This window comes from Leucobacter celer subsp. astrifaciens (genome assembly GCF_001273835.1).
GTDB classification, from domain to species: domain Bacteria; phylum Actinomycetota; class Actinomycetes; order Actinomycetales; family Microbacteriaceae; genus Leucobacter; species Leucobacter celer.
In genome coordinates this window covers 43,451-69,239 of record NZ_JHEI01000135.1, presented here as the reverse complement: position 1 = coordinate 69,239, position 25,789 = coordinate 43,451, and the positions used below count along the sequence as shown (strand labels likewise).

20 protein-coding genes and 1 tRNA gene are annotated in these 25,789 nt (G+C 69.8%); 11 read left to right on the top strand and 10 right to left on the bottom strand.

Features of this window, described 5'->3' with window-relative positions; all coding sequences use genetic code 11:
- Positions 1–33 precede the first annotated feature (33 nt).
- The 5 genes from ligA to gatB all read left to right on the top strand — a co-directional run bounded on the left by ligA (position 34) and on the right by gatB (position 6,689).
- Entirely contained in the window at positions 34–2,400 is a 2,367-nt protein-coding gene (gene ligA / locus AMS65_RS06860; protein WP_053383429.1) for an NAD-dependent DNA ligase LigA, read from the top strand.
- A gap of 155 nt (positions 2,401–2,555) precedes the next feature.
- Complete coding sequence (locus AMS65_RS06855) at positions 2,556–3,227, top strand: DNA-3-methyladenine glycosylase I (RefSeq protein WP_075200890.1); 672 nt, start codon at positions 2,556–2,558, stop codon at positions 3,225–3,227.
- Positions 3,228–3,304: 77 nt separating this feature from the next.
- The gene (gene gatC / locus AMS65_RS06850; protein WP_075200889.1) at positions 3,305–3,640 is read left to right on the top strand and encodes an Asp-tRNA(Asn)/Glu-tRNA(Gln) amidotransferase subunit GatC; all 336 of its coding nucleotides are present in this window, start codon (positions 3,305–3,307) and stop codon (positions 3,638–3,640) included.
- Positions 3,641–3,654: 14 nt separating this feature from the next.
- Complete coding sequence (gatA, locus tag AMS65_RS06845) at positions 3,655–5,175, top strand: Asp-tRNA(Asn)/Glu-tRNA(Gln) amidotransferase subunit GatA (RefSeq protein WP_053383428.1); 1,521 nt, start codon at positions 3,655–3,657, stop codon at positions 5,173–5,175.
- Positions 5,175–6,689 (top strand): Asp-tRNA(Asn)/Glu-tRNA(Gln) amidotransferase subunit GatB, encoded by a 1,515-nt coding sequence (gene gatB / locus AMS65_RS06840; protein WP_053383427.1) that lies wholly within the window; start codon positions 5,175–5,177, stop codon positions 6,687–6,689. Before gatA ends, gatB begins: the two co-directional genes overlap by 1 nt.
- Before the next feature lie 161 nt (positions 6,690–6,850).
- Here the strand turns inward: gatB and glpK are convergent, their stop codons facing one another.
- Positions 6,851–8,380, bottom strand: coding sequence for a glycerol kinase GlpK (gene glpK / locus AMS65_RS06835; protein ID WP_053383426.1), 1,530 nt, complete (start codon positions 8,378–8,380; stop codon positions 6,851–6,853).
- Positions 8,381–8,428: 48 nt separating this feature from the next.
- On the bottom strand, positions 8,429–10,150 hold the full coding sequence (locus AMS65_RS06830) for a glycerol-3-phosphate dehydrogenase/oxidase (RefSeq protein ID WP_053383425.1): 1,722 nt from the start codon (positions 10,148–10,150) through the stop codon (positions 8,429–8,431).
- A gap of 133 nt (positions 10,151–10,283) precedes the next feature.
- Between AMS65_RS06830 and dinB the strand changes: the two genes are divergently transcribed.
- A complete protein-coding gene (gene dinB, locus AMS65_RS06825) occupies positions 10,284–11,540 on the top strand; it encodes a DNA polymerase IV (protein WP_053383424.1) in 1,257 nt (418 codons plus the stop codon).
- A gap of 52 nt (positions 11,541–11,592) precedes the next feature.
- Here dinB and AMS65_RS06820 read toward each other — a convergent pair whose 3' ends face one another.
- Genes AMS65_RS06820 through AMS65_RS06810 form a run of 3 tightly spaced genes read right to left on the bottom strand, consistent with a single transcriptional unit; the run spans position 11,593 to position 12,828 of the window.
- Positions 11,593–12,171, bottom strand: a complete 579-nt coding sequence (locus tag AMS65_RS06820) for a DUF2017 family protein (RefSeq protein WP_053383423.1) — start codon at positions 12,169–12,171, stop codon at positions 11,593–11,595.
- On the bottom strand, positions 12,168–12,500 hold the full coding sequence (clpS, locus tag AMS65_RS06815) for an ATP-dependent Clp protease adapter ClpS (RefSeq protein ID WP_053383422.1): 333 nt from the start codon (positions 12,498–12,500) through the stop codon (positions 12,168–12,170). Before clpS ends, AMS65_RS06820 begins: the two co-directional genes overlap by 4 nt.
- Positions 12,481–12,828 carry a metallopeptidase family protein gene (locus AMS65_RS06810; protein WP_053383421.1) on the bottom strand — a complete coding sequence of 116 codons (348 nt, stop codon included), beginning with the start codon at positions 12,826–12,828 and terminating at the stop codon, positions 12,481–12,483. Before AMS65_RS06810 ends, clpS begins: the two co-directional genes overlap by 20 nt.
- A 155-nt stretch (positions 12,829–12,983) precedes the next feature.
- Here AMS65_RS06810 and AMS65_RS06805 point away from each other — a divergent pair.
- Positions 12,984–13,056: transfer RNA gene (locus tag AMS65_RS06805), tRNA-His, on the top strand.
- A gap of 245 nt (positions 13,057–13,301) precedes the next feature.
- Here AMS65_RS06805 and AMS65_RS06800 read toward each other — a convergent pair.
- Positions 13,302–14,258 carry a ThiF family adenylyltransferase gene (locus AMS65_RS06800; RefSeq protein WP_053383420.1) on the bottom strand — a complete coding sequence of 319 codons (957 nt, stop codon included), beginning with the start codon at positions 14,256–14,258 and terminating at the stop codon, positions 13,302–13,304.
- Complete coding sequence (locus tag AMS65_RS06795) at positions 14,258–14,983, bottom strand: N-acyl amino acid synthase FeeM domain-containing protein (RefSeq protein WP_241489368.1); 726 nt, start codon at positions 14,981–14,983, stop codon at positions 14,258–14,260. Before AMS65_RS06795 ends, AMS65_RS06800 begins: the two co-directional genes overlap by 1 nt.
- Before the next feature lie 358 nt (positions 14,984–15,341).
- Here AMS65_RS06795 and AMS65_RS06790 point away from each other — a divergent pair, with 358 nt between their 5' ends.
- Positions 15,342–16,136 carry a hypothetical protein gene (locus AMS65_RS06790; RefSeq protein ID WP_157502131.1) on the top strand — a complete coding sequence of 265 codons (795 nt, stop codon included), beginning with the start codon at positions 15,342–15,344 and terminating at the stop codon, positions 16,134–16,136.
- A gap of 78 nt (positions 16,137–16,214) precedes the next feature.
- On the opposite strand, the gene AMS65_RS06785 is transcribed toward AMS65_RS06790, so the two are convergent.
- A complete protein-coding gene (locus AMS65_RS06785; RefSeq protein WP_053383418.1) occupies positions 16,215–18,533 on the bottom strand; it encodes a putative bifunctional diguanylate cyclase/phosphodiesterase in 2,319 nt (772 codons plus the stop codon).
- 181 nt (positions 18,534–18,714) lie between these two features.
- On the opposite strand from AMS65_RS06785, the gene AMS65_RS06780 reads away from it, so the two are divergent.
- Entirely contained in the window at positions 18,715–19,140 is a 426-nt protein-coding gene (locus AMS65_RS06780) for a DUF1801 domain-containing protein (RefSeq protein ID WP_053383417.1), read from the top strand.
- 18 nt (positions 19,141–19,158) lie between these two features.
- On the opposite strand, the gene orn is transcribed toward AMS65_RS06780, so the two are convergent.
- The gene (orn, locus tag AMS65_RS06775; RefSeq protein WP_075200887.1) at positions 19,159–19,809 is read right to left on the bottom strand and encodes an oligoribonuclease; all 651 of its coding nucleotides are present in this window, start codon (positions 19,807–19,809) and stop codon (positions 19,159–19,161) included.
- 62 nt (positions 19,810–19,871) lie between these two features.
- Between orn and def the strand changes: the two genes are divergently transcribed.
- Positions 19,872–20,435 (top strand): peptide deformylase, encoded by a 564-nt coding sequence (def, locus tag AMS65_RS06770; protein ID WP_053383416.1) that lies wholly within the window; start codon positions 19,872–19,874, stop codon positions 20,433–20,435.
- A 3-nt stretch (positions 20,436–20,438) separates the two neighbouring features.
- Here def and AMS65_RS06765 read toward each other — a convergent pair whose 3' ends face one another.
- Entirely contained in the window at positions 20,439–21,635 is a 1,197-nt protein-coding gene (locus AMS65_RS06765) for an MFS transporter (protein WP_053383647.1), read from the bottom strand.
- A gap of 208 nt (positions 21,636–21,843) precedes the next feature.
- Here AMS65_RS06765 and AMS65_RS06760 point away from each other — a divergent pair, with 208 nt between their 5' ends.
- Positions 21,844–25,788: a Pls/PosA family non-ribosomal peptide synthetase gene (locus tag AMS65_RS06760; RefSeq protein ID WP_053383415.1), complete on the top strand. Its 3,945-nt coding sequence runs from the start codon at positions 21,844–21,846 to the stop codon at positions 25,786–25,788.
- Position 25,789: the final 1 nt, after the last annotated feature.

The window sequence follows — 25,789 nt, the reverse complement described above, 5'->3', positions numbered from 1 at the left end:
TGGAATGTCGGCGGCCGCTTCTAGACTGGAGCGGTGAACACGAACCAGGAGATCCCGACCGATTTCGAGGCCGCGCGCGCGGAGGCCGAGCGCCTCACCGCCGAGATCGAGCGCCTGCGCACCTCCTACTACTCGGAGGCCGTGAGCCTCGTCTCCGACGCCGAGTACGACGAGAAGTTCCACCGGCTCGAGGCGATCGAGCGCGCCTTCCCGGAGCTGGCGGGGCAGGACAGCCCCACCCGCGAGGTGGGCGCAGCCGTGGTGTCGGCCGGGTTCCCCGAGCACGAGCACGCCGAGCGCATGCTGAGTCTCGACAACGTCTTCTCGATCGAGGAGTTCCGGGAGTGGGCCGAGAAGACCCGTGCCGCGGCCGGGCGCGAGGTGCGCTGGCTGACCGAGCTCAAGATCGACGGACTCGCGATCAGCCTGGCCTATCGGGACGGTGTGCTCGAGACCGCGACGACTCGCGGCGACGGCCGGGTGGGCGAGGACATCACCGAGAACGTCGACCTCATCCCGGTGATCCCGCGCGAGTTGACGGGCTCCGGCATCCCCGAGTTCTTCGAGGCGCGCGGCGAGGTGTTCCTGCGCCGCGAGGACTTCGAGGCCCTCAACGTGCGCCAGCATCAGCTGCAGGCCGAGTTCGCCGCCGAGCAACTGGCGAAGGGGCGGGCCGAGGATCAGATCCCGGTGCGCTACCCGGAGTTCGCGAACGCCCGCAACACGGCGGCCGGCAGCCTGCGCCAGCGCGCCGAGAAGAAGACGCCCGCCGAGCTCGAGCTGATGCGGGATCGGCTGTCGCGTCTCTCGCTCCACGTGCACGGCATCGGCGCGTGGTCGCACCCGGCGTTCGAGAACCAGAGCGACGCGTACCGCCTGCTCGGCGAGTGGGGGCTGCCGGTCTCCCCGCACTCGCGTGTCTTCGAGACCACCGACGAGGTGGTCGACTTCATTCAGGATCGCGGCGAGCACCGCCACGACGTCGAGCACGAGATCGACGGCATCGTGGTGAAGATCGACGAGCTCGCGCTGCACGCCGAGCTGGGGGAGACGAGCCGCGCGCCCCGCTGGGCGATCGCCTACAAGTACCCGCCCGAGGAGGTGCACACGAAGCTGCTCGACATCCGCATCGGGGTGGGCCGTACCGGCCGCGCGACTCCGTACGCCGTGATGGCGCCGGTGAAGGTGGCGGGGTCCACCGTGCGGCAGGCCACGCTGCACAACCAGGAGGTGGTGAAGGCCAAGGGCGTGCTCATCGGCGACACGGTCGTGCTGCGCAAGGCCGGAGATGTGATCCCCGAGGTGCTGGGCGCCGTGGTCGAGGTGCGCGACGGCAGCGAGGTCGAGTGGCAGATGCCCGAGCAGTGCCCCGAGTGCGGCGCGACGCTGCGCCCCATGAAGGAGGGCGACATCGACCTGCGCTGCCCCAACGCGCGGGCCTGTCCCGCGCAGGTGCGGGGCAGGGTCGAGCACATCGGATCCCGCGGCGCGCTCGACATCGAGGTGCTCGGCGAGATCACCGCGGCGGCGCTGACGCAGCCCGAGGTGCCCGAGACGCCGCCGCTCGAGACCGAGGCCGGACTCTTCGAGCTGACGCTCGAGCAACTGGTGCCGATCACCGTCGTGGTGCGCGACAGCGAGACCGGTGAGCCGGTGATCGACGAGGAGACGGGGGAACCGCGACGGCGGTCGCCGTTCCAGCGGGTGACCATCGAGTATCCGCCCGAGGCGGAGGGGCTCGACGCCGCGGAGCGGCGGAAGGCCGGATACCGCAAGAACCATCGGGTGGTCCAGCCCTCCAAGGACGCCGATACCTTCCTCGCGGAGCTCGAGAAGGCGAAGACGAAACCGCTCTGGCGCCTGCTCGTCTCGTTGAACATCCGCCACGTCGGCCCGGTGGCCGCGCGCGCGCTCGCCGAGTGGTTCGGCTCGCTCGACGCGATCCGCGCGGCCTCCGTCGAGGAGCTGTCGGAGGTGGAGGGCGTCGGCGGGATCATCGCCGAGTCGCTCACGGAGTGGTTCGAGGTGGACTGGCATCTCGAGATCGTGGACCGCTGGGCGGCTGCTGGCGTGCAGTGGGCTACGCCGGGGCACCCGGGCCCGGGCGCCGCGCAAGCCGAGGGCGGAGTCCTCGCCGGGCTCACGGTGGTCGCGACCGGGGCGCTCGAGGGCTTCACGCGGGACGGGGCGAAGGAAGCCATCATCCAGGCGGGCGGCAAAGCCGCATCCAGCGTCTCGAAGAAGACCGACTACGTCGCCGCGGGTCCGGGCGCCGGCTCGAAACTGGCCAAGGCCGAAGAGCTCGGGATCCCCGTGCTCGACGCCGAGCAGTTCGCCGTGCTCGTCACGGAGGGCCCCGCGGCCCTCGGCCTCGGCGGCTCGCCCGAGGAGAGCGAGTAGGGCTCGCGCAGCACGACCTCCCCGCTCGCACCCGGGAAGTTATCCACAGATTCGGAATCGGGCCCGCGCCACGAGTCGCGCGTCACTAGCCTGAGTCCCATAGCTCAGTGCGGGAACAGGGGAAAGCATCCGTCACCGTCTTGGAAGGACCGCGAATGGCTCAGAACACCACAGCAGACCCGGGAGGCATCGGAGCCGATGCGCCCGTCGATGCGCCGCGCCGCGCGGCATGGGCGGAGACCGACCCGCTGCTCGCCGACTACTACGACACCGAGTGGGGGATGCCGGTCTTCGGCGAGACCGAACTGTTCGAGCGGCTGAGCCTCGAGGCGTTCCAGTCGGGGCTCTCGTGGCTCACGATACTGCGCAAACGGGAGGCGTTCCGGGAGGCGTTCGACGGTTTCGACCCCGAGCGCGTCGCGGGGTACGGTGAAGCCGACGTGGAGCGCCTGCTCGCGGACGCCGGGATCATCCGCAACCGGCTGAAGATCTCGGCGACGGTGCGCAACGCGCAAGCCGTGCTGCGACTGCGCGAGCAGCCCGGCCAGGGGCTGGCCGGGCTGCTCTGGTCGTACATGCCCGAGCGATCGCCCGCACCGGAGCGCGACGACCAGGTGCCCAGCACCTCGCCCGAATCACAGGCCCTCGCGAAGGAGCTCAAGCGTCGCGGTTTCTCGTTCGTGGGGCCGACCACGGTGTACGCGCTGATGACCGCCACCGGGATCGTGGACGCGCACCTGGTGTCGAGCCACCGTCGCGGGTGCTCGGGATTCTGGAACGTCGACGGATCGCGCACTGCGGAGCTTCCGCCGTTCCCGCCTCGATAGGATGGTGTGGTTCGCCGAGACCGCTCGCAGCGCGCTCGGCACCGAACCTCCCACTCCCGACGTCATGATGGAGCAGCATGTCTGAAACCCCTGCGGCAGAACGCGCCGCGGCGACCGGAGAGATCACGGCCGAGACCGTGCAGCATCTCGCCGGTCTCGCCCGGATCGCACTCACCGACGCGGAGATCGAGTCGCTCACCACAGAGCTCGACTCGATCCTCGCCAACATCGCCAAGGTCAGCGAGGTGGCGCGCGACGATGTGCCCGCGACGAGCCACCCGATCCCTCTGAACAACGTGATGCGGCGCGACGAGATCGCCGACGTGCTGACCGGTGAGCAGGCGCTCGAGAACGCGCCTGAGGCCGCCGAGGGCATGTTCAAGGTGTCCTCGATTCTCGGCGAAGAGCAGTAGGGGAGGGAGAACAGATGACTGAGTTGATCCATCTCACCGCGGCGGACCTCGCCGCGAAGCTCGCCTCGGGCGAGGTCTCCTCCGAGGAGGCGACGCGCGCCCACCTCGACCGCATCGCGGCCGTGGACGGCGAGCTGAACGCCTTCCTCGCGACCGACGCGGAGGCATCGCTCGCTGCGGCGCGCGCGATCGATGCGCGCCGCGCCAGGGGCGAGGCCCTGGGCGAGCTCGCGGGCGTGCCGCTCGCGATCAAGGACGTGCTGGTCACGACCGACATGCCCTCCACCTCCGGTTCCCGGATCCTCGAGGGGTACCGCTCGCCCTACGACGCGACCGCGGTGGCGAAGGCTCGCGCGGCCGGTCTGGTGAACATCGGCAAGACCAACATGGACGAGTTCGCCATGGGCTCCTCCACGGAGAACTCCGCCTACGGCCCGACCCGCAGCCAGTGGGCGACCGATCGCGTTCCGGGCGGCTCCGGCGGCGGCTCCGCAGTGGCGGTCGGCGCCTTCGAGGCCCCGCTCGCGCTCGGTTCCGATACGGGCGGATCGATCCGTCAGCCCGCAGCGCTCACCGGCACCGTGGGCGCCAAGCCCACCTACGGCGGGGTCAGCCGCTACGGCGCCATCGCGCTCGCCTCGTCTCTGGACCAGATCGGCCCCTGCGCGCGCACCGTGCTCGACACCGCGCTCCTGCACGACGTCGTCGCCGGTCACGATCATCACGACTCGACCTCGCTCGACTTCGCCTGGCCGTCGATGGCCGCAGCGGCGCGCGGCGGCGCCGATCCGGACTCCCTCAGGGGACTGCGTGTCGGGGTCGTGAAGCAGCTCATGCTCGACGGCGTGCAGCCGGGCGTCAAGGCGCGCTTCGAGGAGTCGCTCGCCCTGCTCGAAGCGCAGGGCGCGGAGATCGTCGAGATCGACGCCCCGCACTTCGAGTACGCGGTGGCGGCGTACTACCTGATCCTGCCGGCGGAGGCCTCGAGCAACCTCGCGAAGTACGACTCGGTGCGCTTCGGCCTGCGTGTCACGCCGGCCGGCGGCGGCACGGTCGAGACCGTGATGAGCGAGTCGCGCGCCGCGGGCTTCGGCGCCGAGGTGAAGCGCCGCATCATCCTCGGCACCTACGCGTTGTCGGCCGGATACTACGACGCCTACTACGGCAGCGCGCAGAAGGTGCGCACGCTGATCCAGCGCGACTTCGCCGCGGCCTTCGAGCGGGTCGATGTGATCGCCTCGCCGACCGCCCCCACCACGGCGTGGCAGCTGGGCGCGCACGGCGGGGATCCGCTGCAGGACTACCTCAACGACGCGACCACGATCCCCGCGAACCTCGCCGGGATCCCGGGCCTCAGCCTGCCCATCGGCACCGCGGGCGAGGACGGCCTGCCGGTCGGCCTGCAGCTCATGGCGCCCGCGTTCGAGGACGCCCGGCTCTACCGGGCCGGTTCGGCGATCGAGAGCCTCATCACCGCTCGTGATGGACGGGCATTCTGGGAACAGACTCCGGCGTTCGAAGGGGAGGCCCGCTGATGGCCAAGACCAAGCTCATGGACTTCGACCGGGCTCTCGAGCTCTTCGAACCGGTGATCGGTCTCGAGGTGCACGTCGAGCTGAACACGAAGACGAAGATGTTCTCCTCGGCCCCCAACGTCTTCGGCTCCGACCCCAACACCAACCTCACGCCGGTGTGCCTCGGCCTGCCGGGCGCGCTGCCCGTGGTCAACGAGCAGGCAGTGCGCTACTCGCTCAGCCTCGGCCTCGCGCTGGGCTGCGAGATCGCCGAGGTGTCGGGCTTCGCGCGCAAGAACTACTTCTACCCCGACATGGCGAAGAACTACCAGATCTCGCAGTACGACGATCCGATCGCCTTCGACGGCTCCGTCGAGATCGAGATCGCCTCGGGGCGCGTGGTGCACGTGCCGATCGAGCGCGCGCACATGGAGGAGGACGCCGGCAAGCTCAATCACGTCGGCGGATCGACCGGGCGCATCCAGGGTGCGGAGTACTCGCTCGTCGACTACAACCGCGCCGGCGTGCCGCTCGTCGAGATCGTGACCCGACCCGTCTTCGGCGGGGAGGCGGACACCCCCGAGATCGCGGCGGCCTACGTTGCGACGATCCGCGAGATCGTGATCGCGCTCGGCATCTCCGACGCGCGCATGGAGCGCGGCAACCTGCGCTGCGACGCGAACGTGTCGCTGCGTCCGCGCGGCAACGAGGATGCCGGGATGTCGGTGCTCGGCACCCGCACCGAGACGAAGAACGTGAACTCGCTGCGCTCGGTGGAGCGGGCGGTGCGCTTCGAGATCCAGCGCCAGGCCGCGATCCTTGCGGAGGGCGGATCGATCACGCAGGAGACGCGCCACTGGCACGAGGACACGGGGGAGACCTCCCCGGGTCGCCCCAAGAGCGATGCCGACGACTACCGGTACTTCCCGGAGCCGGACCTCGCACCGCTCACGCCGTCGCGCGAACTGATCGAGGAGCTGCGCGTCGAGCTGCCGGAGCATCCGACGCTGCGCCGCCGCCGTCTGCGGGCCGAGTGGGGCTTCTCCGCGCTCGAGTTCCAGGACGTGGTGAACGCCGGTCTCACCCAGGTGATCGAGGCGACCGTCGCCGAGGGCGTGCCGCCTCAGACCGCGCGCAAGTGGTGGACCGGTGAGATCGCCCGCATCGCGAACGAGCGCTCGGCGGTGCCGTCGGACCTCATCACACCCGCGCAGATCGCGTCGGTGGTCGAGCTGGTCGACGCCGGCACGCTCAACGACAAGCTCGCACGCCAGGTGCTCGCCGGCATCATCGACGGCGAAGGCACCGCCGCCGAGATCGTGGAGGCCCGCGGCCTCGCGATCGTGTCGGACGACGGAGCGCTCATCGAGGCCGTGGATGCGGCGCTCGCCGAGCAGCCCGACGTGCTCGCGAAGATCCGCGACGGCAAGGTGCAGGCCGCCGGCGCAATCATCGGCGCCGTGATGAAGGCGATGCGCGGCCAGGCCGACGCGGCCAAGGTGCGCGAGATCGTGCTGGAGCGCGCGGGACAGTAGCGAGAGGCGTGCTCGCCGGTCGAGGGAGCGGATCCCCTGCCGGTTGAGCGAGGAGCGCAGCGACGAGTCGAAACCTCGCACCCCGGGTTTCGACTCGCTCCGCTCGCTCAACCAGCGGGTGGGGTTTCGACTCGCCTGCGGCTCGCTCGACCGGCGGGGAGCTACTCCCGCACGTCGTCGTCGACCCAGTCCATCGACTTCGTCACGGCCTTGCGCCACACTCGCAGACGCCGCTCCCGCTCCGCGGCGTCGAGGCGCGGCTCCCAGCGGTGATCCTCGCGCCAGTTGGCCGAGAGCTCGCCGAGCCCGCTCCAGAATCCCACGGCCAGGCCCGCTGCGTAGGCGGCGCCGAGCGCGGTGGTCTCCGCAACCACGGGACGCACCACCGGCACGCCCAGCACGTCCGCCTGGAACTGCATGAGGAGGTCGTTCACCACCATGCCCCCGTCCACCCGAAGCTCGGAGAGCGGCACCCCGCCGGCGGCGGTGACATCGGCATTGACGGCGTCGAGCACGTCGCGGGTCTGGAATGCGACCGCCTCGAGCGCGCCGCGCGCGATGTGCCTCCGGTTCGCATAGCGGGTCAACCCCACGATCGCGCCGCGGGCATCCGGGCGCCAGTACGGCGCGAAGAGCCCTGAGAAGGCGGGCACGACGCAGACGCCGCCGCTGTCGGGCACGCTCGCCGCGAGCGGTTCGATCTCCGAGGCGGAGTCGATGATCCCGAGCTGATCCCGCAGCCACTGGATCAGCGAACCGGTCACCGCGATCGAGCCCTCGAGCGCGTAGTGCGCGGGGCCGTCGCCGAGCCGGTAGCCCACGGTCGTCAGCAGCCCGTTCTGCGAGTGGACGATCTCCCGGCCGGTGTTGAAGATCAGGAAGCAGCCGGTGCCGTAGGTGTTCTTGCTCTCGCCCGCGCCGAACGCCGCCTGACCGAAGGTGGCCGCCTGCTGGTCGCCCAGGATGCCCGCTATCGGGGTCTCGCGCAGGAGTGAGGAGCTCTCGGCAAGGCCGTACACCTCGGAGGAGGATTTGATCTCGGGCAGCATCGAGCGCGGCACGCCGAAGGCCTCGAGGATGTCGTCGCGCCACTCGAGCGTCCGCAGGTCCATGAACAGGGTGCGCGAGGCGTTCGTGGCGTCGGTGACGTGCACGCCGCCCTCCGGGCCGCCGGTGAGGTTCCACAGCACCCAGCAGTCGGCGGTGCCGAAGAGCAGATCCCCGGCCTCGGCCGCTTCTCGGGCTCCGTCGACGTTCTCGAGGATCCAGACGATCTTCGTGCCCGAGAAGTAGGTGGCGAGCGGGAGCCCCACGACCTCCTTGAAACGATCGATGCCGCCGTCCGCCGCGAGACGATCGACGATGTCCTGAGTGCGGGTGTCCTGCCACACGATCGCGTTGTAGACGGGCCGGCCCGTGGTCCGGTTCCACACGATGGCGGTCTCGCGCTGGTTGGTGATGCCGACCGCGGCGATGTCGTGGCGCGTGAGGTCGGCGCGACCGAGCGCGATGCCGATCACCTCCTGCGCGTTGCGCCAGATCTCGAGGGGGTCGTGCTCGACCCAACCGGCCTGCGGCATGATCTGCTCATGCTCCCGCTGTCCGATCGCGACCGGTGATCCCGCGCGATCGAAGATGATGGCCCGCGTCGACGTCGTGCCCTGGTCGATCGCGATGACGTAGTCGGCCATGCATTCCTCCTTCGTTGGAAGCGCGTCTGCGCCGTGGTCGGATCCCGGTCAGTCGAGCGGGGCGATGCCCGGCCGGCCGAGTGCCACCCGGTGCTCCCGCAGCAGCAGCGCCTCGGTGCGCAGGACCTCTTCCTCGCAGCGCTCGGAGGTCCACCCGAGCGGCGGGGCGATCGCCCCGGCGGCGGCGAGGAGCCCGGCACGGGTCAGCCCGCCGACGAAGGCGATCGAGGTGCGTCGCAGCAGCAGGTCGTCGAGGTGCACCACGTCCTCCTGCGCGGCGAGGTGGGCGAGCTCCTCGACGGAGTATCCCGGCAGCCCCTCGACTTCCGTGGGAGCGGTCGGCAGCGCGTCCAGCACCTCGGACGCCTTCGTGCCGTAGCGGTCGAGCAGCGTCGAGACGAGCTGCGGATCGAGCCCTCGGCCGTGCTTCGCCGTCCAGATGCGCCGGGAGGCGCGATCGGTGGGGAAGCCCGCCCCGCCGCCGATGGGCGTGGTGCGGGTGCTCGAGATCCGCTCCGCGCCGAGCAGCGCGAGCGCCTCATCGCCCATGTGCTCGCCGAGCGCGCGGAAGGTCGTCCACTTGCCGCCGACCAGGCTGAGCGTGCGCACACGGCCGATCCAGCCGTGCTCGATGCGGTAGTCGCGAGACACGAAGCCGGGTACGGTGTCGTCGTGCCGGGGGAGCGGTCGGATGCCCGAGAAGGTGTAGACGATCTGCGAGCGGTCGACCCGGATCGTCGGGAAGACGTGGCCGATGAGGTCGAAGAAGTAGTCGACCTCATCGTCCGTGCAGCGGCTCGGCTCGCGAGGATCCGCGTCGATGTCGGTCGTGCCCACGAGTACCCGCTCCTTGAGGGGGTAGATGAGCACGATGCGTCCGTCGGAGTGCTCGAAGAAGATCTCCCGACCACCCGTGGCCTCGAGCAGCTCCGGATGGTCGAGCACGATGTGCGAGCCCTTCGTGCCGCCCATGTAGGAGGTGGGATGGCCGAGGGCCTCGTTCGTCAGGTCGGTCCAGGGGCCGCTCGTGTTGATCACCACGCGCGCGCCGAAATCGAACTCGTCGCCGGAGACCTCGTCCCGCAGTCGCACGCCGTCCGGGATCCCGGCGACGGCCGAGACGTAGTTCGCGGCGCGGCCGCGCTCGCCACCAGCGGCCGTGCCGTCGTAGAGCACATCGAGCGCGAGCCGCTCCGGACTGTGCATGGAGGCGTCGAAGTAGGTCGCGGTGTACTTGAGCGACGGGGTGAGCCGCGGAAGCTCGCGCAGCGAGCGATCCCGACCCCGGAAACGGTGCCGGGGCACGCGTCCGCCGCCTCGCGAGAAGGTGTCGTAGAGCACCAGGCCGATCTTGATGAGCAGAGCGCCGCGCTCGCGCGGCTTCCCGCGCCCGTGCGTGACGAGCAGCCGGAACGGGGCCGTCAGCACACCCGAGAACGTCGAGAAGATCGGGATCGTGGTCTGCAACGGCTTCACGTAGTGCGGCGCGTTGCGGGTCAGCCGGTTGCGCTCCTGCACCGCCTCCTTCACGAGGCGGAACTCGCCGTTCTCGAGATAGCGGATGCCGCCGTGCACCATGTGGCTCGATGCGGAGGACGCGCCGGAGACGAAGTCGCCCCGCTCGACGAGGGCGACATCGACGCCCTGCAGCGCGAGCTCGCGGAAGGTCGCGATGCCGTTGATGCCGCCGCCGATGATGAGGACGTCGGCGGACGGTCTATCCCGCAGCGCCCCGACGCCGTTCCGTACCGCAGGTGTCCGATCAGCCACGTGCTCCGCCCTCCGCTCGACTCCCGTGCGCTCGAAGCGCTCCGTCCATCCAGCATGTCGTATGCAGCCAGCATGGCCGAGTCCGGTACCGGGTTTCAAGTCCGCTGTCGGCGGCGTGTGGTGCAATGGAGGCATGAACGGATCGCCGGGGGAGACAGGATCCCGAAGCGCGGCCGTGCCAGCCGGGTCTCGAAGCTCCGCCTCCATCCTGCACGTCGACATGGATTCCTTCTTCGTGTCGGTCGAGCTGCTCGACCGGCCGGAGCTGCGCGGGCTTCCGGTCGCCGCCGCGCACGACACCGCGCGCTCGGTCGTGTCGAGCGCGAGCTACGAGGCCCGGCGCTTCGGCGTGCGCTCGGCGATGCCGGTGGCGCGGGCCAAGCAGCTCTGCCCGCAGCTGGTCCTGGTGCCGCCGACCTTCGAGAAGTACCGGCGCGCCTCGAGGGCCGTGATGTCGGTCTTCGAGGAGTTCACGCCGCTCGTGGAGCCGCTCAGCATCGATGAGGCGTTTCTCGACGTCGAGGGATCCGTGCGCCTGTTCGGATCTCCGGCCGAGATCGCGCGGCAGCTGCGCGAACGCGTGCGGGATCGCACCGGTCTCCCGGCCTCGGTGGGGCTCGCGGGCACCAAGTTCATCGCGAAGCTGGCCTCGCAGCGCGCCAAGCCCGACGGTGTGCTCGAGGTGCCCCCGCAGCGCACGCTCGAGTTCCTGCATCCGTTGCCGGTCGAGGCGATGTGGGGTGTCGGGCAGGCCACTGCGAAAGCCCTCAGGGCGCGCGCCATCCACACCGTCGCCGATCTGGCGCGTGAGCCGCTGCCGTCGCTCGAACGTGTCGTCGGCGTCGCGAGTGCACGCCGCCTCCACGACCTCGCGAACGGACGCGACGCGAGGCGAGTGGAGACCTCCCGCATCGAGAAGAGCATCGGGCACGAGGAGACCTTCGCGCAGGACGTGGTGGATCCGACGGTGCTGCAGCGCGAACTGCTGCGACTCTCCACGCGCACGGGCGAGCGGTTGCGGGCAGCCGGGATCGAGGCTCGTACGATCTCGATCAAGGTGCGCTGGGAGAGCTTCGAGACCGTGACCCGCTCGCGCACGCTGGGCGAGGCCACCCACTCGACGCAGCGCATCTATCGCACGGCGACCGAGCTCTTCGAGGCGCTCGGCGCCTCCGGCCGGCCGGTGCGCCTGATCGGCGTGCGGGCCGAGCAGCTGCTCGAGGAGGGGAGCGATCCCGCGGCGCTGTGGAGCGATGACGATGGGTGGCGCGCGGTCGACCAGGCCGTGGACGACGTGCGCGGACGCTTCGGCGGCGCCGGGGTGACCTCTGCGAGTCTGCTCACGGGGCGGGGTGAGGTCGTGGATCCGCGGTCCCTGCAGGAGCCGTAGGGCGATATCGGATCCAGCCTCGGGTGCCTCAGCCTCGAACACGCGGCCTCGATCACTCCTCGTCGAGGGTGTGCTGCGTCGCCATGATCGTGAGCACGGACTCGAGGATCGCGGCGAGCCAGTCGAAGACCAGCACCGTGCCCCGGGTCTCCTCGTCGGCGATCAGCCGCGCGTGATCGTCGGTTGATTCGAGGCCGATCCGCGCCGCGATGGCGAGGCGCAGCGCAGTGACCGTGCGCACCCAGGCGGGCAGCGTCTCGGTGGATATGTCGACCTCGATGTACTCCGCCTCACCGGGTACGCCGCCGCCGAGCCCGAGAGCCGAGGTGACCTGCATGGCGTCCTGCAGCTTGCGGTTCAGCAGCCCCTGCTCGGTGACGCGCCGGAACTGCGTCGCCTCGCCGTCGCCCTCGTAGGCATCGGGGAAGAGGCGCGCGAGCGCGGGATCCTCGGGAGGTTCGTCCGAACCGCCGACCTCCAGGCTCGCGAAGAGCGGGTCGGGATCCAGGGCGGTGCTGCTGTGGCTCTGCAGCAGCTGCGTGAGCTGCGAAATCAGCTGGTCGAGCATCGCCGCCTCGTCCGGGTCGAGCAGCAGCCTGAGGTCGCCTCCCGGCAGCGGCAGCAGCTTCATGCGTCGCCCCCCTGCCGCACCGTGGCCCAGAGGCCGTAGCCGTGCATCGCCTCGACGTGCATCTCCATCGCCTCGCGCGCCCCCTCGGCGACGACCGCGCTGCCCCGGTGATGCACACGCAGCATCAGCTCCTCGGCGTGCGCGCGATCGAAGCCGAAGTGGGTCTGGAAGACGTACGACACGTACGACATCAGATTCACCGGATCGTCCCACACCACGGTCTGCCAGATGCGCTCGGGGATGGAGCGGATCTGCTCGCCGGCTTCGGTGCCCGCCTCGGTGCTCGTGGCACTCACGCTGACCACCGGCTCACCCCCACCCGAGTTCATGAATGCGCTCCTCGGTGATGCCGTAGAAGTGCGCGATCTCGTGCACGAGCGTGATGCGGATCTCCTTGACCAGCTCTTCGTGATCGGCGCAATGCTCGAGCAGGTTCTCGCGGAAGAGGATGATGCGGTCCGGCTCCTCGCCGTAGCCGTAGATGTTGCGCTCCGCGAGAGAGAATCCCTCGTAGATGCCGAGGACGTCGCTGCCGTCGGTCGGACGGTCCTCGACGAGGAATATGACGTTGTCGAGCTGCTCGAGCATGTCATCGTGCAGCGAGTCGAGGCCGTCAGCGACCATCGACTCGAACTCCTCGTGCGACATCTCGAGCATGGTTTCACCCTACACAGAAAGCGGTTGGGAACGGGCGGGAGATCAGCGGATCGGCGCTCGTACACGCCCGGCGCGCACCGGTTGGCGAAGCGGGCTGGGAATGGGCTATGATCGTGGGGTTGCCTCGTTCGCCTCGGCGTTCAGGGGACAGCATGGTGGGCGTAGCTCAGTTGGTAGAGCACCGGCTTGTGGTGCCGGTGGTCGCGGGTTCAAGTCCCGTCGTCCACCCTGATGCGGTGAGGCTCGAACCCTCGACGAGAGTTTCACTCTTGGGAGGGTTCGGACCTCACCGTTTTTGTTTTCATGCGGGCCCGGGTTACCAGGGGCCCCGCCCCGTGCCTCCTCTGCTCGCGCGTCAGTAGTTGTCGCCAAAACCGAGGGTTGGCGACAACTACTGACGCGCGAAGGTCTACCCTCGATGCGATGAGGTTTGGGAACCTGCGACGTCGGGGCATGATGGCTCTCGGAGTATCTCAGCGGGTTTCGACGCCGCGCGAGGCACGGCGCTCGATGTCCGCGAGGGTGTAGCTGCCCCGCGGGTTGAGTCCGAGCCTCTGCCGCGCCGCCGCGAGCAGCAGGTGGCGCGTGTGAGAGGGTCTGCCCGCCCGCAGAACGCGGGTTCGCAGCTGATAGGCGTCGGTGTAGGCCACACGCGGGGCCCATACGGGGGAGCGGCGGCGGTTCGCGACGCCGGCGGTCAGATGCAGGAGTGCTTGAGTGCTGCCGATGGCCGAGGCGACGTCGACGCCGACCGAGATGGAGGGGAGCGGGGCGGGAGGAGCACCGTTCTCGCCGAGGACCGCCTGCAGCGATCGCAGATCGGTGTACGCGGGGATGTACGGTAGGCAGCGAGCGAGGTCGACACCGGCCTCGGCGATCTCGTCGAGCGGTGTCTCGTCGGTGAAGCCCATGAAGCGCTCGAAGGTCCACGGCGACGATGGAGCGAACGAGGTGACCTGTGCTGCGAACCCGACGTTCATCACCAGCAGATCGGGAATGCCCTGCGCTCTGGCCCGTCTCGCGATGAGCGTGCCGATCTCGGGCTTCGTCAGCTCGGACTCGTCGAGAACCAGTGAGGCCTCGTGCATGAAGGGCTCGACGTTATCCGAGATGACGCCGGTCAGGAAGATCTCCACTTCGGCGTCCGGGTTGATGTCGAGCACCCGGTCACGGAAGACCTCGGCCTTGTTCCGCCCGAACGACGAACTGGTCGCACCCTCGACGCGGTTGACGTTCTCCGGTTCGAAGACCTCCGGGTCGGCGATGCTGAACCGGGTGACCCCCATCCGCGCGAGCTTGAGGCCCAGCTGGAAGCCATCCCCGCCCACGCCGGCGATCGCGACCTTCGAAGCGATCAGCGCCTGCTGCTCGGCCTCGCTCCAGAATCCGTAGTTGCGCGAGAATTCCGGCGAGGAGATCGTTCTCGCCATCAGGCTGCGCGCTCGCTGCGGGCGCCCTTGTGCGTGCGTCCGAAGTAGGCCATACCGGGCTCGACGGTGCGGTACTGGTCCACGAACCCGGCGTTGTGAGCGTTCACCTTCTCGATCGAGGCGGCGATATCGATCTCGATGGGCACGTTGTAGTCGAGATAGTGCTCGACGTACCGCACCTCTCCGATGCGCGAGATGGCCAGGACGCCCTTCACATGGCGCTCGAGCCAGGGCTCGAGGATCGCGAAGGTGCGGTCCAGCTCATGAGCCGACAGATAGGCGAGCATGAGGGCGAAGAGGTGCGACTGCACCAGATTCTGCAGCGCTGCGGTCTCGTGGCGCGCGATCACGCGCGAGACCTCGACGCTCCGGCCCGTGAGATCTCCCGGTGCGAGAACATCGGGGCAGAACTCCTCGACGGGAAGGGGCCGGGAGTCCCCGCGCAGGATGAGCCGGGCCACGCCGAGGATCCGCACGCCCGACTCGTGATTCTCGAGCACGGCGAAGGTGACCGATCGCGCATCGTCGGGATCGCGATCCGTGCCGTCGTCCTGCAGGTCGCTCTCGGCGAGCTGTCCCGTCTGATCGACGTAGACCTTCTTGCGCAGCTGGAAATGAGCGGCGTACTCGGTTTCGAGACCCGGCAGCGCCACGCCGTCGACGGCGATCATGCCGCCTGCCAGTCGAGCCGTGGGGTTCTCCGAGAAGACATCCGAGTCGATCACGGGAATCACCTCGTGATTCGTGACACTGCGATCAATGTGAGACAACGCCGGGGTCCTCCTGGAGGTCGCAAAGCTTGAACTGTCGTGGACAGATCGTGTATCCCCCGGATCGTGGCTCGAAGGACTCGTTCGAAGACCCATTCTGCCCTAAACCGGTCGGCGGTCGCACCACCGGGCGCGACGTGTCGGACCCGGTGCGACGCCGTTCTCCGTGTCGTGGACGCTCCGGAAAAACCCACGATGAGGTGGACAAATTGCTACGATGGAGCAACGACGAGGTTGTGATTGGGGTGCAATGGTGCCGGTAGACGGTTGGAATCGGGCGAGCAGCCTGCGAGATCAGGCAGGTCTTGACTCGGTGCGCACCCGGGTTCTGCACAGCGCCACCCTGCACGTCGAGTCGGTCGGCCTCTCTCTCGGCATCGATCTGGCGCTCATCGAGCGGCTCTCCGCCGACGCGGGAGTCTCGGCCAAGCAGTTCGCCAAGACGTGGCCATCGACCGGCGCGTTCCTCACCGATCTGTTCTGCGAGCTGGCGAACCAGGCCCAGATCGATCGTGCGGATACGGAGACGCTGCTGACGACCTGGCAGTATCTCAGCGTACGGGTCGACGATCTCCGCTCGGTCGAGGGGCGTCGGAGCGTGCTCATCGACATCATCCGCACGGCTGCGGAGTACAACTTCGACGTGGTGACGGCGTCGGCCAAGTGGCGCACCTACGCCGCGCTCTCCACGACGATCATGTCGTGGCCCGAGGGCGAGGAGCGCACCCGCGTGCTCGATGCGCTCCGAGCCAGCGAACTCGCATTCGTCGAGACGATGGAGAGCTTCTACCGCAACGTGCTGCCGACGATCGGCTACCGTCTGAAGTCCGAGTTCCACAACGACTACCAGGCGTTCGTCGTGGCAGCGGCATCCGTCATCGAGGGTCTCGGCATCGTGCGGGCCACGGTTCCCGCTCTCGTCGAGGCTCACTTCGACATCCCGGCCGAGGGCGAGACCGAGACGTGGTCCGTCGCGTCGCTCGCGTTCATCGGGGTGCTCGACGCCTTCTTCGAGTTGGACCCCGAGTTCGTGCCCGAAGACGCGATCGCCAGGGTCAGCGGAGGAGTCGACGTGACCCCGCAGTCCCAGTCCGACCTGGACTACTGAGGCGATCCCGCAGGAGCGTCGGCCGAGCCCGGAGCGCCCGCGATGGCCGCCTGCGCGGGCGTTCGTGCTGGGGCGGACTCAGCCGTGGATGATCGCCTGGGTGCTCCAGCGCCGGATCCGGTCCATCGTCTGCGCGAACGGGAGCGGCCTGCCGAAGTAGTAGCCCTGCGCGTCGCGCACGCCGAGCTCGATGAGCACGTCCGCCATGGCGCGATTCTCGATGCCCTCGACGACCACGGTGTGATTGAGATTGTCGCCGAAGCCCTGCAGCGCTCTGATGACCTCGCGCTGGCGCACGTCTTCGAGATCGCTGATGAGGCTCTTGTCGATCTTGAGCACGTTCATCGGGAAACGGACGAGGGCACCCACGGGCGAGTCGTCGGATCCGTAGTCGTCGAGCGCGATGATCACCCCGGCGTCCTGCATGATCTCGGCATCGCGTCGCAGGTCGTCGGTGACCGAGCGCAGCGAGCGCTCGTTGAGCTCGATGCAGAGCGAGACATCGGGGTGAGCCGCCGCCGCGGTGCGGATGAACGGCCCGAGTTCGGCCTCGCTGATCTGACCCAGTTCGAGGTTCACCGTCATGCAGTCGATGCCGGGCTCGAGCCCGCGGAACTCTTCCGCTGCGTCGAGAGCCTTCGTGATGACCTGCTGGGTGAGCTCGTTCATGAGGCCGAGGCTCTTGGCCCGCGCGACGAGCGAGGGCGGGGAGATCGGGCCGAGCTCGGGATCGACGTAGCGCACGAGCGCCTCGAACGCCCAGATCCTGCCCTGCTCGATGCTGACGATCGGCTGGAACGCGAGGCTGAGCCTGCCGCCGCGGATCGCCCGCGCGACGATGTCGTTCGTGCGCGTCGAGCGGTGCAGCGAGACGCTCACGCTGCTGCCCTCGAGGTGCCCGCCCTGGCGCCGCGAACGCTTGACCTGCAGCATCGTCCGGTCCGCATCCTCCACGAGAGTCTGCGCGTCGAGCTCGCGGTGGTTCGAGAAGGCGAGACCGGCGCTGACGATCGGCCGCATGTACTGCCCCTCGAGGGAGAGCGGCTGGTTGACCGTCTCGATGATCCGGTCGGCGGTCTCCTTCGCCTGGTCGAGGGAGACGAGCCCCGAGAGGATGACGACGAACTCGTCACCGCCGACGCGGGAGACGAAATCTCCGCCCCCGGCCGCGCTCTGGAGCCGGCCGGCGACGGCCCGGAGCAGTTCGTCACCCGCGCGGTGGCCGAAATTGTCATTGAGCTTCTTGAAGTTGTCGATGTCGATGAAGAGCAGGGCGATGCCCTCGTGGTACGGGCGGTTCTCGTTCGCCTCGACGAGCGCCTTCTGGAACGCCCCGTAGTTCGGCAGTCCGGTGAGCGTGTCGCTGTTCGCCCGGCGTTCGAGGACGTCCACCTCGGACTGGATGCGCGCCGCCTCGTTCGCCACGTGCGCGAGAGTGGCGAGCGCGTGCTCGTCCTCTCTCGTGAAGGGCACCCCTCCCACCTTGTGCAATGCGACCAGGTGCTGTTCGGAGCCCGGTTCGAGGCTCACCGGCGCGCCGATCTCTCTGGACTCGGGCGCCGCGGCGCGAAGCTCGACTTCGGTGGCCCGCAGGATGGACCGCGCCCGGCTCTGGAGGGCGGTGGAGAGCCCGCTCCCCGCCTCCCGCGGCAGCTCGACTGCGGCGTCGACGAGGGCGTTGAGCCGCTGCTCGATGTCCGCGTACCGCTGGCGCTGAGCGAGCACGTAGAACAGCGACGCCGTGAGCAGCACGACGAAGGGCCTGCGGCTCGCGCCCGGATCGTTCTCGAGCCAGGGCACGATGAAGGAATTGACGGAGATCATGAGCGTGGCCGTGAGCGCGACCACGAGGATGACGAGCCCGACCCGGGTCGGGCTGACGACGGAGAGCGTGAAGTCCCGTTCCTGGGCGGGGCGCCGCAGCTGTCGGACGGATGCTCCGAGCAGGAGGAGGAGATAGTACGCGGCGGCCGCGACGAGGAAGCTCGGCAGCACCCACACGCCGTAGCCGGCCAGGCCGGTCTGGACCGCGACGAAGACGAAGGCGGCTGCGGAGCTCGCACCGGTCGCATACAGTGCGTGCAGCAGGTCGCGGCGCATGATCGCCTGAGCGATGACGAAGCCCATCGCCCAGATGCAGACGCCCAGGAACGGGGACGCCTTCACCGGCTGGATCGCGAGTATGGCGATGGTCACGCCCACGAGCGGGAACCCGGGAGCACGGCCGATGTGCATCTGGAACGGCCCGCAGATGATCACGCTCGCGATCACGGCGAGCACGAGCGTCCACGATTCGGGCGGCGACTCGACCAGGTGGTAGATCCCGTATCCGATGGTGCCCAGGGCGAGTGCGACGACGGGCGCGGCGAGGATATCGCTCCGCTTCGTCGCATCCATGCGTCTGAACACGGCTCCTCTTCCCCTGTCGCGGCGGCTCCACTCGATGGTGAGGGCGCGAGGTGCCGCACGTAGCGGTGTCAATTATGGCACGCGCGCAGGGGGCTGCGGCGCATTGAAGCGGCTACTGCAACGGACACCCGCACTCCCGGAACCCGGTGGTGCGTGCCACAATGGCCCCATGGCCGACGACATCAAAACCCGACCGACCGACGCCGACGTGCGCGCGTTTCTGGAGCGGGCGACCCCGGCGAAGCGTCGCACTGATGGCTTGGCGCTGGCCGAGATATTCGGAGAGGTCACGGGCGAGGAACCGGTGCTGTGGGGTCCCTCGATCGTCGGATACGGCAGTTACCGCTATGTGTCGCCGGCGAACCCTCGTACTCGCGGCGACTGGCCGAAGACCGGCTTCTCGCCGCGCAAGGCGCAGCTCTCGCTCTACGGTCTGAAGGATCTGCCCGAAGGGGCGGAGCTGCTGCCCCGGCTGGGCACCTACACCGAGGGCGCCGGCTGCGTCTACGTGAAGCGGCTCGAGGACATCGACCTCGACGTGCTGCGGCGGCTCATCGCCATCGCGTGGTCGCGGGACGACGATCCCGAGAGGTGACCGGTCCGACGGGGGAGTTCAGGCGGCGGGGGCCGGATCCGGGCCGTCGATGAGCGGGGCGTAGCGCTCGCTCGCAGCGCGCGCGAGCTCGGCCGAGGCGCTCTTGTCGGGGCCCCGGCCTTCGACCATGACGGTGCTGCGGAAGTAGGCGAGCTCCTGAATCGACTCGGCGATGTCGGCGAGGGCCCGATGACCGCCGCGCTTCTCCGGAGCGCCGAAGTAGGCGGCCGGATACCAGCGCCGGCTCAGCTCCTTGATCGTCGAGACGTCGATGCTGCGATAGTGCAGACGCTCTTCGAGCCCGGGGAGGTACTTCGCGATGAAGCGGCGATCCATGCCGATGGTGTTGCCCGCGACGAGCGGCCGGCGGCCGGCGGTGACGAAGCGGCTCAGATACGCGAGCACCTGGGCCTCTGCCTCCTCGAGCGTGGCGCCGTTCTCGATGCGGGGGAGGAGTCCCGAGCTCTCGTGCATGTTCCGCACGAAGTCGTTCATGTTCTCGAGCGCCTCAGCGCCGGGGTTGATGACGAGCTCGAACCCCGGGTCGAGCGGCTCGAGCTCGAAATCGGTCACGATCACGGCGATCTCGCACAGTCCATCGCGATCCGCATCGAGACCGGTCATCTCGCAGTCGATCCAGACGATTTGATCTGCTGGGGTGTTCGACACGTTGCACTCCTTCAGCCACTTGAACCAATTCAGTCTAGACGCTGCCCGATAAGCTGGACTCCATGGCAGTTCTTCCCATCGTGATCTCCGGCGAGCCCGTGCTCCACCGTCCCGCAGCCCCCGTCACCGAGTTCGACGCCGAGCTGCGCACCCTCGTGGACGACATGTACGAGACTACGGTCGCGGCCCCGGGCGTCGGGCTCGCGGCGCCCCAGGTCGGCGTCGGCAAGCGCGTCTTCGTGTGGATGTACGAGGATCAGGACGAGGCGCCCGCGCAGGGGGTCGCGATCAATCCCGAGCTGTGGATCGCGCCGCCCGAGCCCGGCCTGCCGGGCGAGGACGAGGTGGAGGGCTGCCTGTCCTTCCCCGGGGAGCGCTTCGCGCTGCGGCGTTCGCCGCGTGCGCTGCTGCGGGCGCAGGACATCGACGGCAACCGATTCGAGGTGCAGGCGAACGGTTGGTTCGCGCGCATCCTGCAGCACGAGTTCGACCACCTGAGCGGCCTGCTCTACGTCGACCGCCTGGTGCACCCCGAGAACCGGGGAGCGCAGAAGGCCCAGCGCAAGAACGGCTGGGGCAAGCCCGGGCTCAGCTGGCTGCCGGGCGTCGACGATCTGGAGGGCTGACGGTCAGGGCTGCGCGAGCCGCCGTGAATCCGGGACGAGCAGCCACGCGAGCATCGCGACCAGGAGCAGCGCGGCCGTGATCCCGAACGCCCAGCCGAATCCCGCGAGGTCGACGAGGGCGCCCGCGACCAGCGGACCGAGCACTCCGCCGAGGTCGCTGGTCATCGAGTACGCCGCGACGACGCCACCACCGCGCCGCTGCTCGAGGACGTCGGCGAGGACGGCCTGCTGTCCCGGATTGACGAGCGCTGATCCTGCGCCGACCGCGAACATCACGATGAACACGACCCAGACGCTCGGCGAGGCCGGAAGCACGAGATACCCGACGGCCAGCACCGCCGATCCCAGCACGAGCATCGGCTTGCGGCCGACGGTGTCGTTCCAGCGGCCCGAGGGGAAGATGAGCAGCGCATTGCCGGCGGCGTAGGCCGCGAGCACCCACGCGGCGAGCGCCGCGTCGCCGTTGAACGCGGCGACGACGAGGAGCGGGATCACCGACACCCGCACTCCGAACGATGACCAGCCGAACGCGAAGACCGAGAGCAGCAGCGAGCGGAAGTGGGGGACGCGGAGCGCCTCGCGGAGCGTCATCGTGTCATCGGCGCCGGGGTCCCCGCTCGGTCGCGCCGCCGCGTGAGAGCCCCGGAGCGCGATGGCGACCACCGCGGCCGCGGCGAGCAGTGTGACGAAGTAGAACACGAAGGGCGCACGGAGGCCGAACGAGGCCACGATCCCGCCGAACACCGGGCCGAGCAGCCCGCCCAGGAGGAAACCCGCGGCGTTGAGGCTCGCGACGCGAGCGCGAGCCCTCGGCGGACTCACCTTGATGAGCAGCGCCGTCGCCGCGACGGTGAACATGGTCGAGCCGATTCCGCCGGCGCCGCGCAGAACGACGAACTGGGCGTAGTCGGCTGCGAGGGCGGTCGCACCCGTGGAACCGGCGACGATCAGGATGCCGATGGTGTAGGTGCGGCGCTCGCCGAGACGACCCACGACCCAGCCCGCGAGCGGTGCGGAGAGCAGGCGCATGAGTGCGAACGCACTGACGATGGCCGAGGCCGCGAAGTAGGAGACGCCGAACTCGAGCGCGAACTGCGGGATCGCGGGGGCCACGACGCCGTAGCCGAGCGCCACGGTGAAGCCTCCGGCGACGAGTGCCCAGACCTCGAAGGGGAGCCGGGGCCGGGAGGAATCGCGCACCACACGATCCTAGCGGCGGGGCGCGGGCGCACCCCGGCGCGGCCGGAACCGCGACGGCGGCAGATGAACACCCGGTGAGCATTCGGAGAAGTCTTCGTGCGCAGGCGGTGATGCGGGAACGGCGCCGAGCGGGGGATGGCATAGTCGTGGCATACCGTTCGGCAGGTGTCGCTGCCGAGGCCGCTCGCGGAGAAGAGGGAACCGGGAAGTGAACGCGACCGACACGCGGCCGATCGGCCATCGGGACCCTCAGGCGTCGTTGACGCTCGGCTCGCGGGCCGCGCCGCCGCGCACGCTCATCGACATCCTGCGTGCGACCGCGACCGCCCATCCGGACTCCAGCGCGCTCGACGACGGGTCGGGCGCGCTGAGCTACGCCGAACTGCTCGCGGCGGTCGAGGCGCGCGCTGATGATTTGCGATCGAGCGGGGTGCGTCGCGGCGACCGGGTCGGCGTACGCGTCGACAGCGGTTCGAAGGAGCTCTACATCGCGGTGCTGGCCGTCATGCTGGCCGGCGCCGCGTACGTGCCGGTCGACGCCGACGACAGCGACGAGCGCGCCAGACTCGTCTTCGGCGAGGCGCGCGTCGTCGGCATCGTGGGCAACGGGGGCTACACCGCGACCCCGCACGCGGCAGACGGGCTCCGTCCGGATGCTGCCGACGCGCCCCGGTCGGATGTCCCGGCCGACCCGGGTCTCGACGACGACGCGTGGATCATCTTCACCTCGGGCTCCACCGGAGTGCCGAAGGGCGTCGCGGTCGCGCACCGCTCGGCCGCCGCCTTCGTGGACGCCGAATCGCGCATGTTCCTGCAGGAGGCGCCGCTCGGGCCGGGCGATCGGGTGCTCGCGGGGCTCTCCGTCGCCTTCGACGCCTCCTGCGAGGAGATGTGGCTGGCCTGGCGCTACGGGGCCTGTCTCGTGCCCGCCCCGCGCGCGCTCGTCCGCGCCGGCGAGGATCTCGCGCAGTGGCTCGTGCGACAGAGCATCACCGTCGTCTCGACCGTGCCCACGCTCGCCGCGATGTGGCCGCACGAGGCCATCGAGAACGTGCGGCTGCTCATCTTCGGCGGCGAGGCGTGCCCGCCCGAACTCGCGGCGCGCCTGGTCGAGGAGGGGCGCGAGGTGTGGAACACCTACGGGCCCACCGAGGCCACGGTGGTCTCGTGCGGATGCCTCCTCGACGGCGTCTCGCCGATCAGTATCGGGCTGCCGCTCGCCGGCTGGGACCTGGCCGTGGTCGACGCCGACGGCTACCGGGTGCCGCCCGGGGAGAGCGGCGAGCTGATCATCGGAGGCGTCGGGCTGGCCCGCTACCTGGACCCGGCGAAGGACGCCGAGAAATACGCGCCCATGCCGGCCCTCGGCTGGGATCGCGCCTACCGATCCGGCGACCTGGTGCGCTACGAGCCGGAGGGCCTCCTCTTCCTCGGCCGGGCCGACGACCAGGTGAAGGTCGGCGGGCGGCGCATCGAGCTCGGAGAAGTGGAGAACGCGCTGCAGGAGCTGCCGGGCGTCACGGCGGCCGCCGCCGCTGTGCAGTCGAGTGACGCCGGCGTTCCGCTGCTGGTGGGGTATCTCGTGGTCGAGGGCGACGATCCGCTCGACCTCGCGCTGGCGCGCACGCACCTGGCGGAGCGGCTCGCGGCGGGGGTGATGCCGCTGCTCGCGGTGGTCGACGAGCTTCCCGTGCGCACCTCGGGCAAGGTGGATCGCGCGGCGCTGCCGTGGCCGCTGCCCGGGGTCGAGGAGCCCGTTGCGCAGGGCCTCACCGACACCGAGCGCTGGCTGGCCGAGCAGTGGCAGGCCGTTCTGGGTGTGCCGGTGCCCGGCACCGGTGCCGACTTCTTCGATCTCGGCGGCGGATCGCTGGCCGCGGCCCAGCTCGTGTCGCGGGTGCGCGCCCGCGTCGCCGAGTTCACGGTCGCCGACATCTACGATGTGCCGAGGCTGCGCGCCATGGCGAAGGCTATCGCGGCGGTGGAGGACGCGAGCGGCCCCGGCGACTTCCACCATCCCCTCCCGACTCCCCGTCGCACCCAGTGGGTGCAGACCCTCGTGGGTGCGCCGCTCTTCATCGCGAGCGGACTGCGCTGGCTCGTCTACCTGCTCACGACCGGTGCGATCCTGAACCTCACCACCGGATTCGAGGTACTGCCGACCGCGCCGCTCTGGACCCTCGTGATCGCGATCCTGATCGTCTCGACGCCGATCGGCCGCATGTCGATGGCGGCTCTCGCCGCGCGACTGCTGCTCGCGGGAGTCAGCCCAGGGGACTACCCGCGGGGTGGACAGGTGCACATGCGGCTGTGGCTCGCCGAGCAGTTCGCCGCCCAGATCGATGCGGTGGGGTTGGCCGGCGCTCCCTGGATCACCCTCTACGCCCGCGCACTCGGTGCGAGGATCGGTCGCGACGTCAGCATGCACGCGCTGCCCCCGATCACCGGGATGCTTGAGGTGGGCGCGCGATCCGCGATCGAGCCGGAGGTGGACCTCACGGGGTACTGGATCGACGGCGACCTGCTGCGCATCGGCGAGGTGCGGATCGGCCGCGAGGTCGCGGTGGGTGCGCGCAGCACGCTGGCGCCGGGTACCCGCATCGACGACGGCGCCGAGATCGCACCGGGATCTGCGGTCTTCGGCCGGGTCAAGGCGGAGCAGACCTGGGCCGGATCTCCCGCGGTGCGCGTCGGGTCCCGTTCGGCGCAGTGGCCCGAGGAATCGCCCAGGCGGTCCCGGCCCTGGCAGGTGGTGTACGGGGTCTCGTCCCTCGCCCTGGCCCTGCTGCCGTTCATCGCCTTCGCCGGGGGCGGGATCGTGATCGCCGCCGCGGTGCGCGGCAGCGAGACGCTGGGGACCGCGGCTCTCGCGGCTTTCGGTGCTCTCGTGCCGGCGGTACTCGTCACGGGGCTGCTCTACGGCGGTGCGGTGGTGACGATCGTACGGCTGCTGTCGATCGGTCTGCGGGAGGGGACCTTCCCGGTGCTGGGCCGGATCGGCTGGCAGGCGTGGGCCACCGAACGGGTGCTCGACGCGGCGCGCGGCTTCCTCTTCCCGCTCTACTCCAGCCTGTTCACCCCGGTCTGGCTGCGCTTGCTGGGGACCCGTGTCGGCAGGAACGTGGAGGCATCGACCGTGCTGCTGCTGCCCGCCATGACGCGCATCGACGACGGTGCGTTCCTCGCCGACGACACGATGGTGGCCTCCTACGAGTTGCAGCGCGGCTGGCTGCGCATCGGCAGGGTGCGCATCGGCAAGCGGGCGTTCCTCGGCAATTCCGGCATGGCGGGTCCCGGTCAGCGCGTCCCCAAGGACTCGCTCGTCGCGGTGCTGTCGGTGGCACCCGACAAGGCCAAGGCGGGCTCGTCGTGGCTCGGCTCGCCGCCGGTGCGGCTGCGCCGAGCGGCGCAGAGCGGGGACGACTCGCGCACCTACCGCCCGGGCCCGGGCCTGCGCGTGGCGCGCTCGCTGTGGGAGCTCTGCCGTGTGGTGCCGGTGATCGCCACCTGCGGCCTGGGACTCGCGGTGCTCTTCGCCTTCGCGCTGCTCTGGGAGCGGACCGGGCCGCTGTGGACGCTGCTGCTCTCCGGGCTCGTCATGCTCGCGGCGGGCGCGGTCGCGGCGAGCATCTCGACGGCGGCGAAGTGGACGATCGTCGGCCCGATCCGGGCGGGGGAGGCTCCGCTCTGGTCGAGTTTCGTGTGGCGCACCGAGGTGAGCGACACCTTCACCGAGATGGTCGCCGCGCCCTGGTTCGCGCGGGCGGCGGCGGGCACACCCGCGCTCGCGATCTGGCTGCGATCGTTGGGCGCGCGGATCGGGACCGGCGTGTGGTGCGAGTCCTACTGGCTGCCGGAGCCCGATCTGGTGACCCTCGGGGATGGATCCACGGTCAACCGGGGCTGCGTCGTGCAGACGCACCTCTTCCATGATCGAATTATGAGCATGGATACCGTCGAACTCGAGGCCGGGGCCACGCTCGGCCCGCACAGCGTCATCCTCCCGGCCGCGACCATCGGCGCGCACGCGACCGTCGGACCCGCGTCGCTCGTCATGCGCGGCGAGCGCGTGCCCGTGGGATCCCGCTGGAGCGGCAACCCCATCGGCCCCTGGCGCGCGGTGAAGGTGCGCGCCTACCAGTCGACGAAGTGAC

Coding starts and splice junctions, on each gene's coding strand:
- dinB (WP_053383424.1), top strand. CDS start 10,284: ATGAACGGATCGCCGGGGGAGACAGGATCCCGAAGCGCGGCCGTGCCA.
- gatC (WP_075200889.1), top strand. CDS start 3,305: ATGTCTGAAACCCCTGCGGCAGAACGCGCCGCGGCGACCGGAGAGATC.
- AMS65_RS06810 (WP_053383421.1), bottom strand. CDS start 12,828: ATGCTCGAGATGTCGCACGAGGAGTTCGAGTCGATGGTCGCTGACGGC.
- gatA (WP_053383428.1), top strand. CDS start 3,655: ATGACTGAGTTGATCCATCTCACCGCGGCGGACCTCGCCGCGAAGCTC.
- clpS (WP_053383422.1), bottom strand. CDS start 12,500: ATGAACTCGGGTGGGGGTGAGCCGGTGGTCAGCGTGAGTGCCACGAGC.
- def (WP_053383416.1), top strand. CDS start 19,872: ATGGCAGTTCTTCCCATCGTGATCTCCGGCGAGCCCGTGCTCCACCGT.
- AMS65_RS06855 (WP_075200890.1), top strand. CDS start 2,556: ATGGCTCAGAACACCACAGCAGACCCGGGAGGCATCGGAGCCGATGCG.
- glpK (WP_053383426.1), bottom strand. CDS start 8,380: ATGGCCGACTACGTCATCGCGATCGACCAGGGCACGACGTCGACGCGG.
- gatB (WP_053383427.1), top strand. CDS start 5,175: ATGGCCAAGACCAAGCTCATGGACTTCGACCGGGCTCTCGAGCTCTTC.
- AMS65_RS06785 (WP_053383418.1), bottom strand. CDS start 18,533: ATGGATGCGACGAAGCGGAGCGATATCCTCGCCGCGCCCGTCGTCGCA.
- AMS65_RS06800 (WP_053383420.1), bottom strand. CDS start 14,258: ATGGCGAGAACGATCTCCTCGCCGGAATTCTCGCGCAACTACGGATTC.
- AMS65_RS06780 (WP_053383417.1), top strand. CDS start 18,715: ATGGCCGACGACATCAAAACCCGACCGACCGACGCCGACGTGCGCGCG.
- AMS65_RS06820 (WP_053383423.1), bottom strand. CDS start 12,171: ATGAAGCTGCTGCCGCTGCCGGGAGGCGACCTCAGGCTGCTGCTCGAC.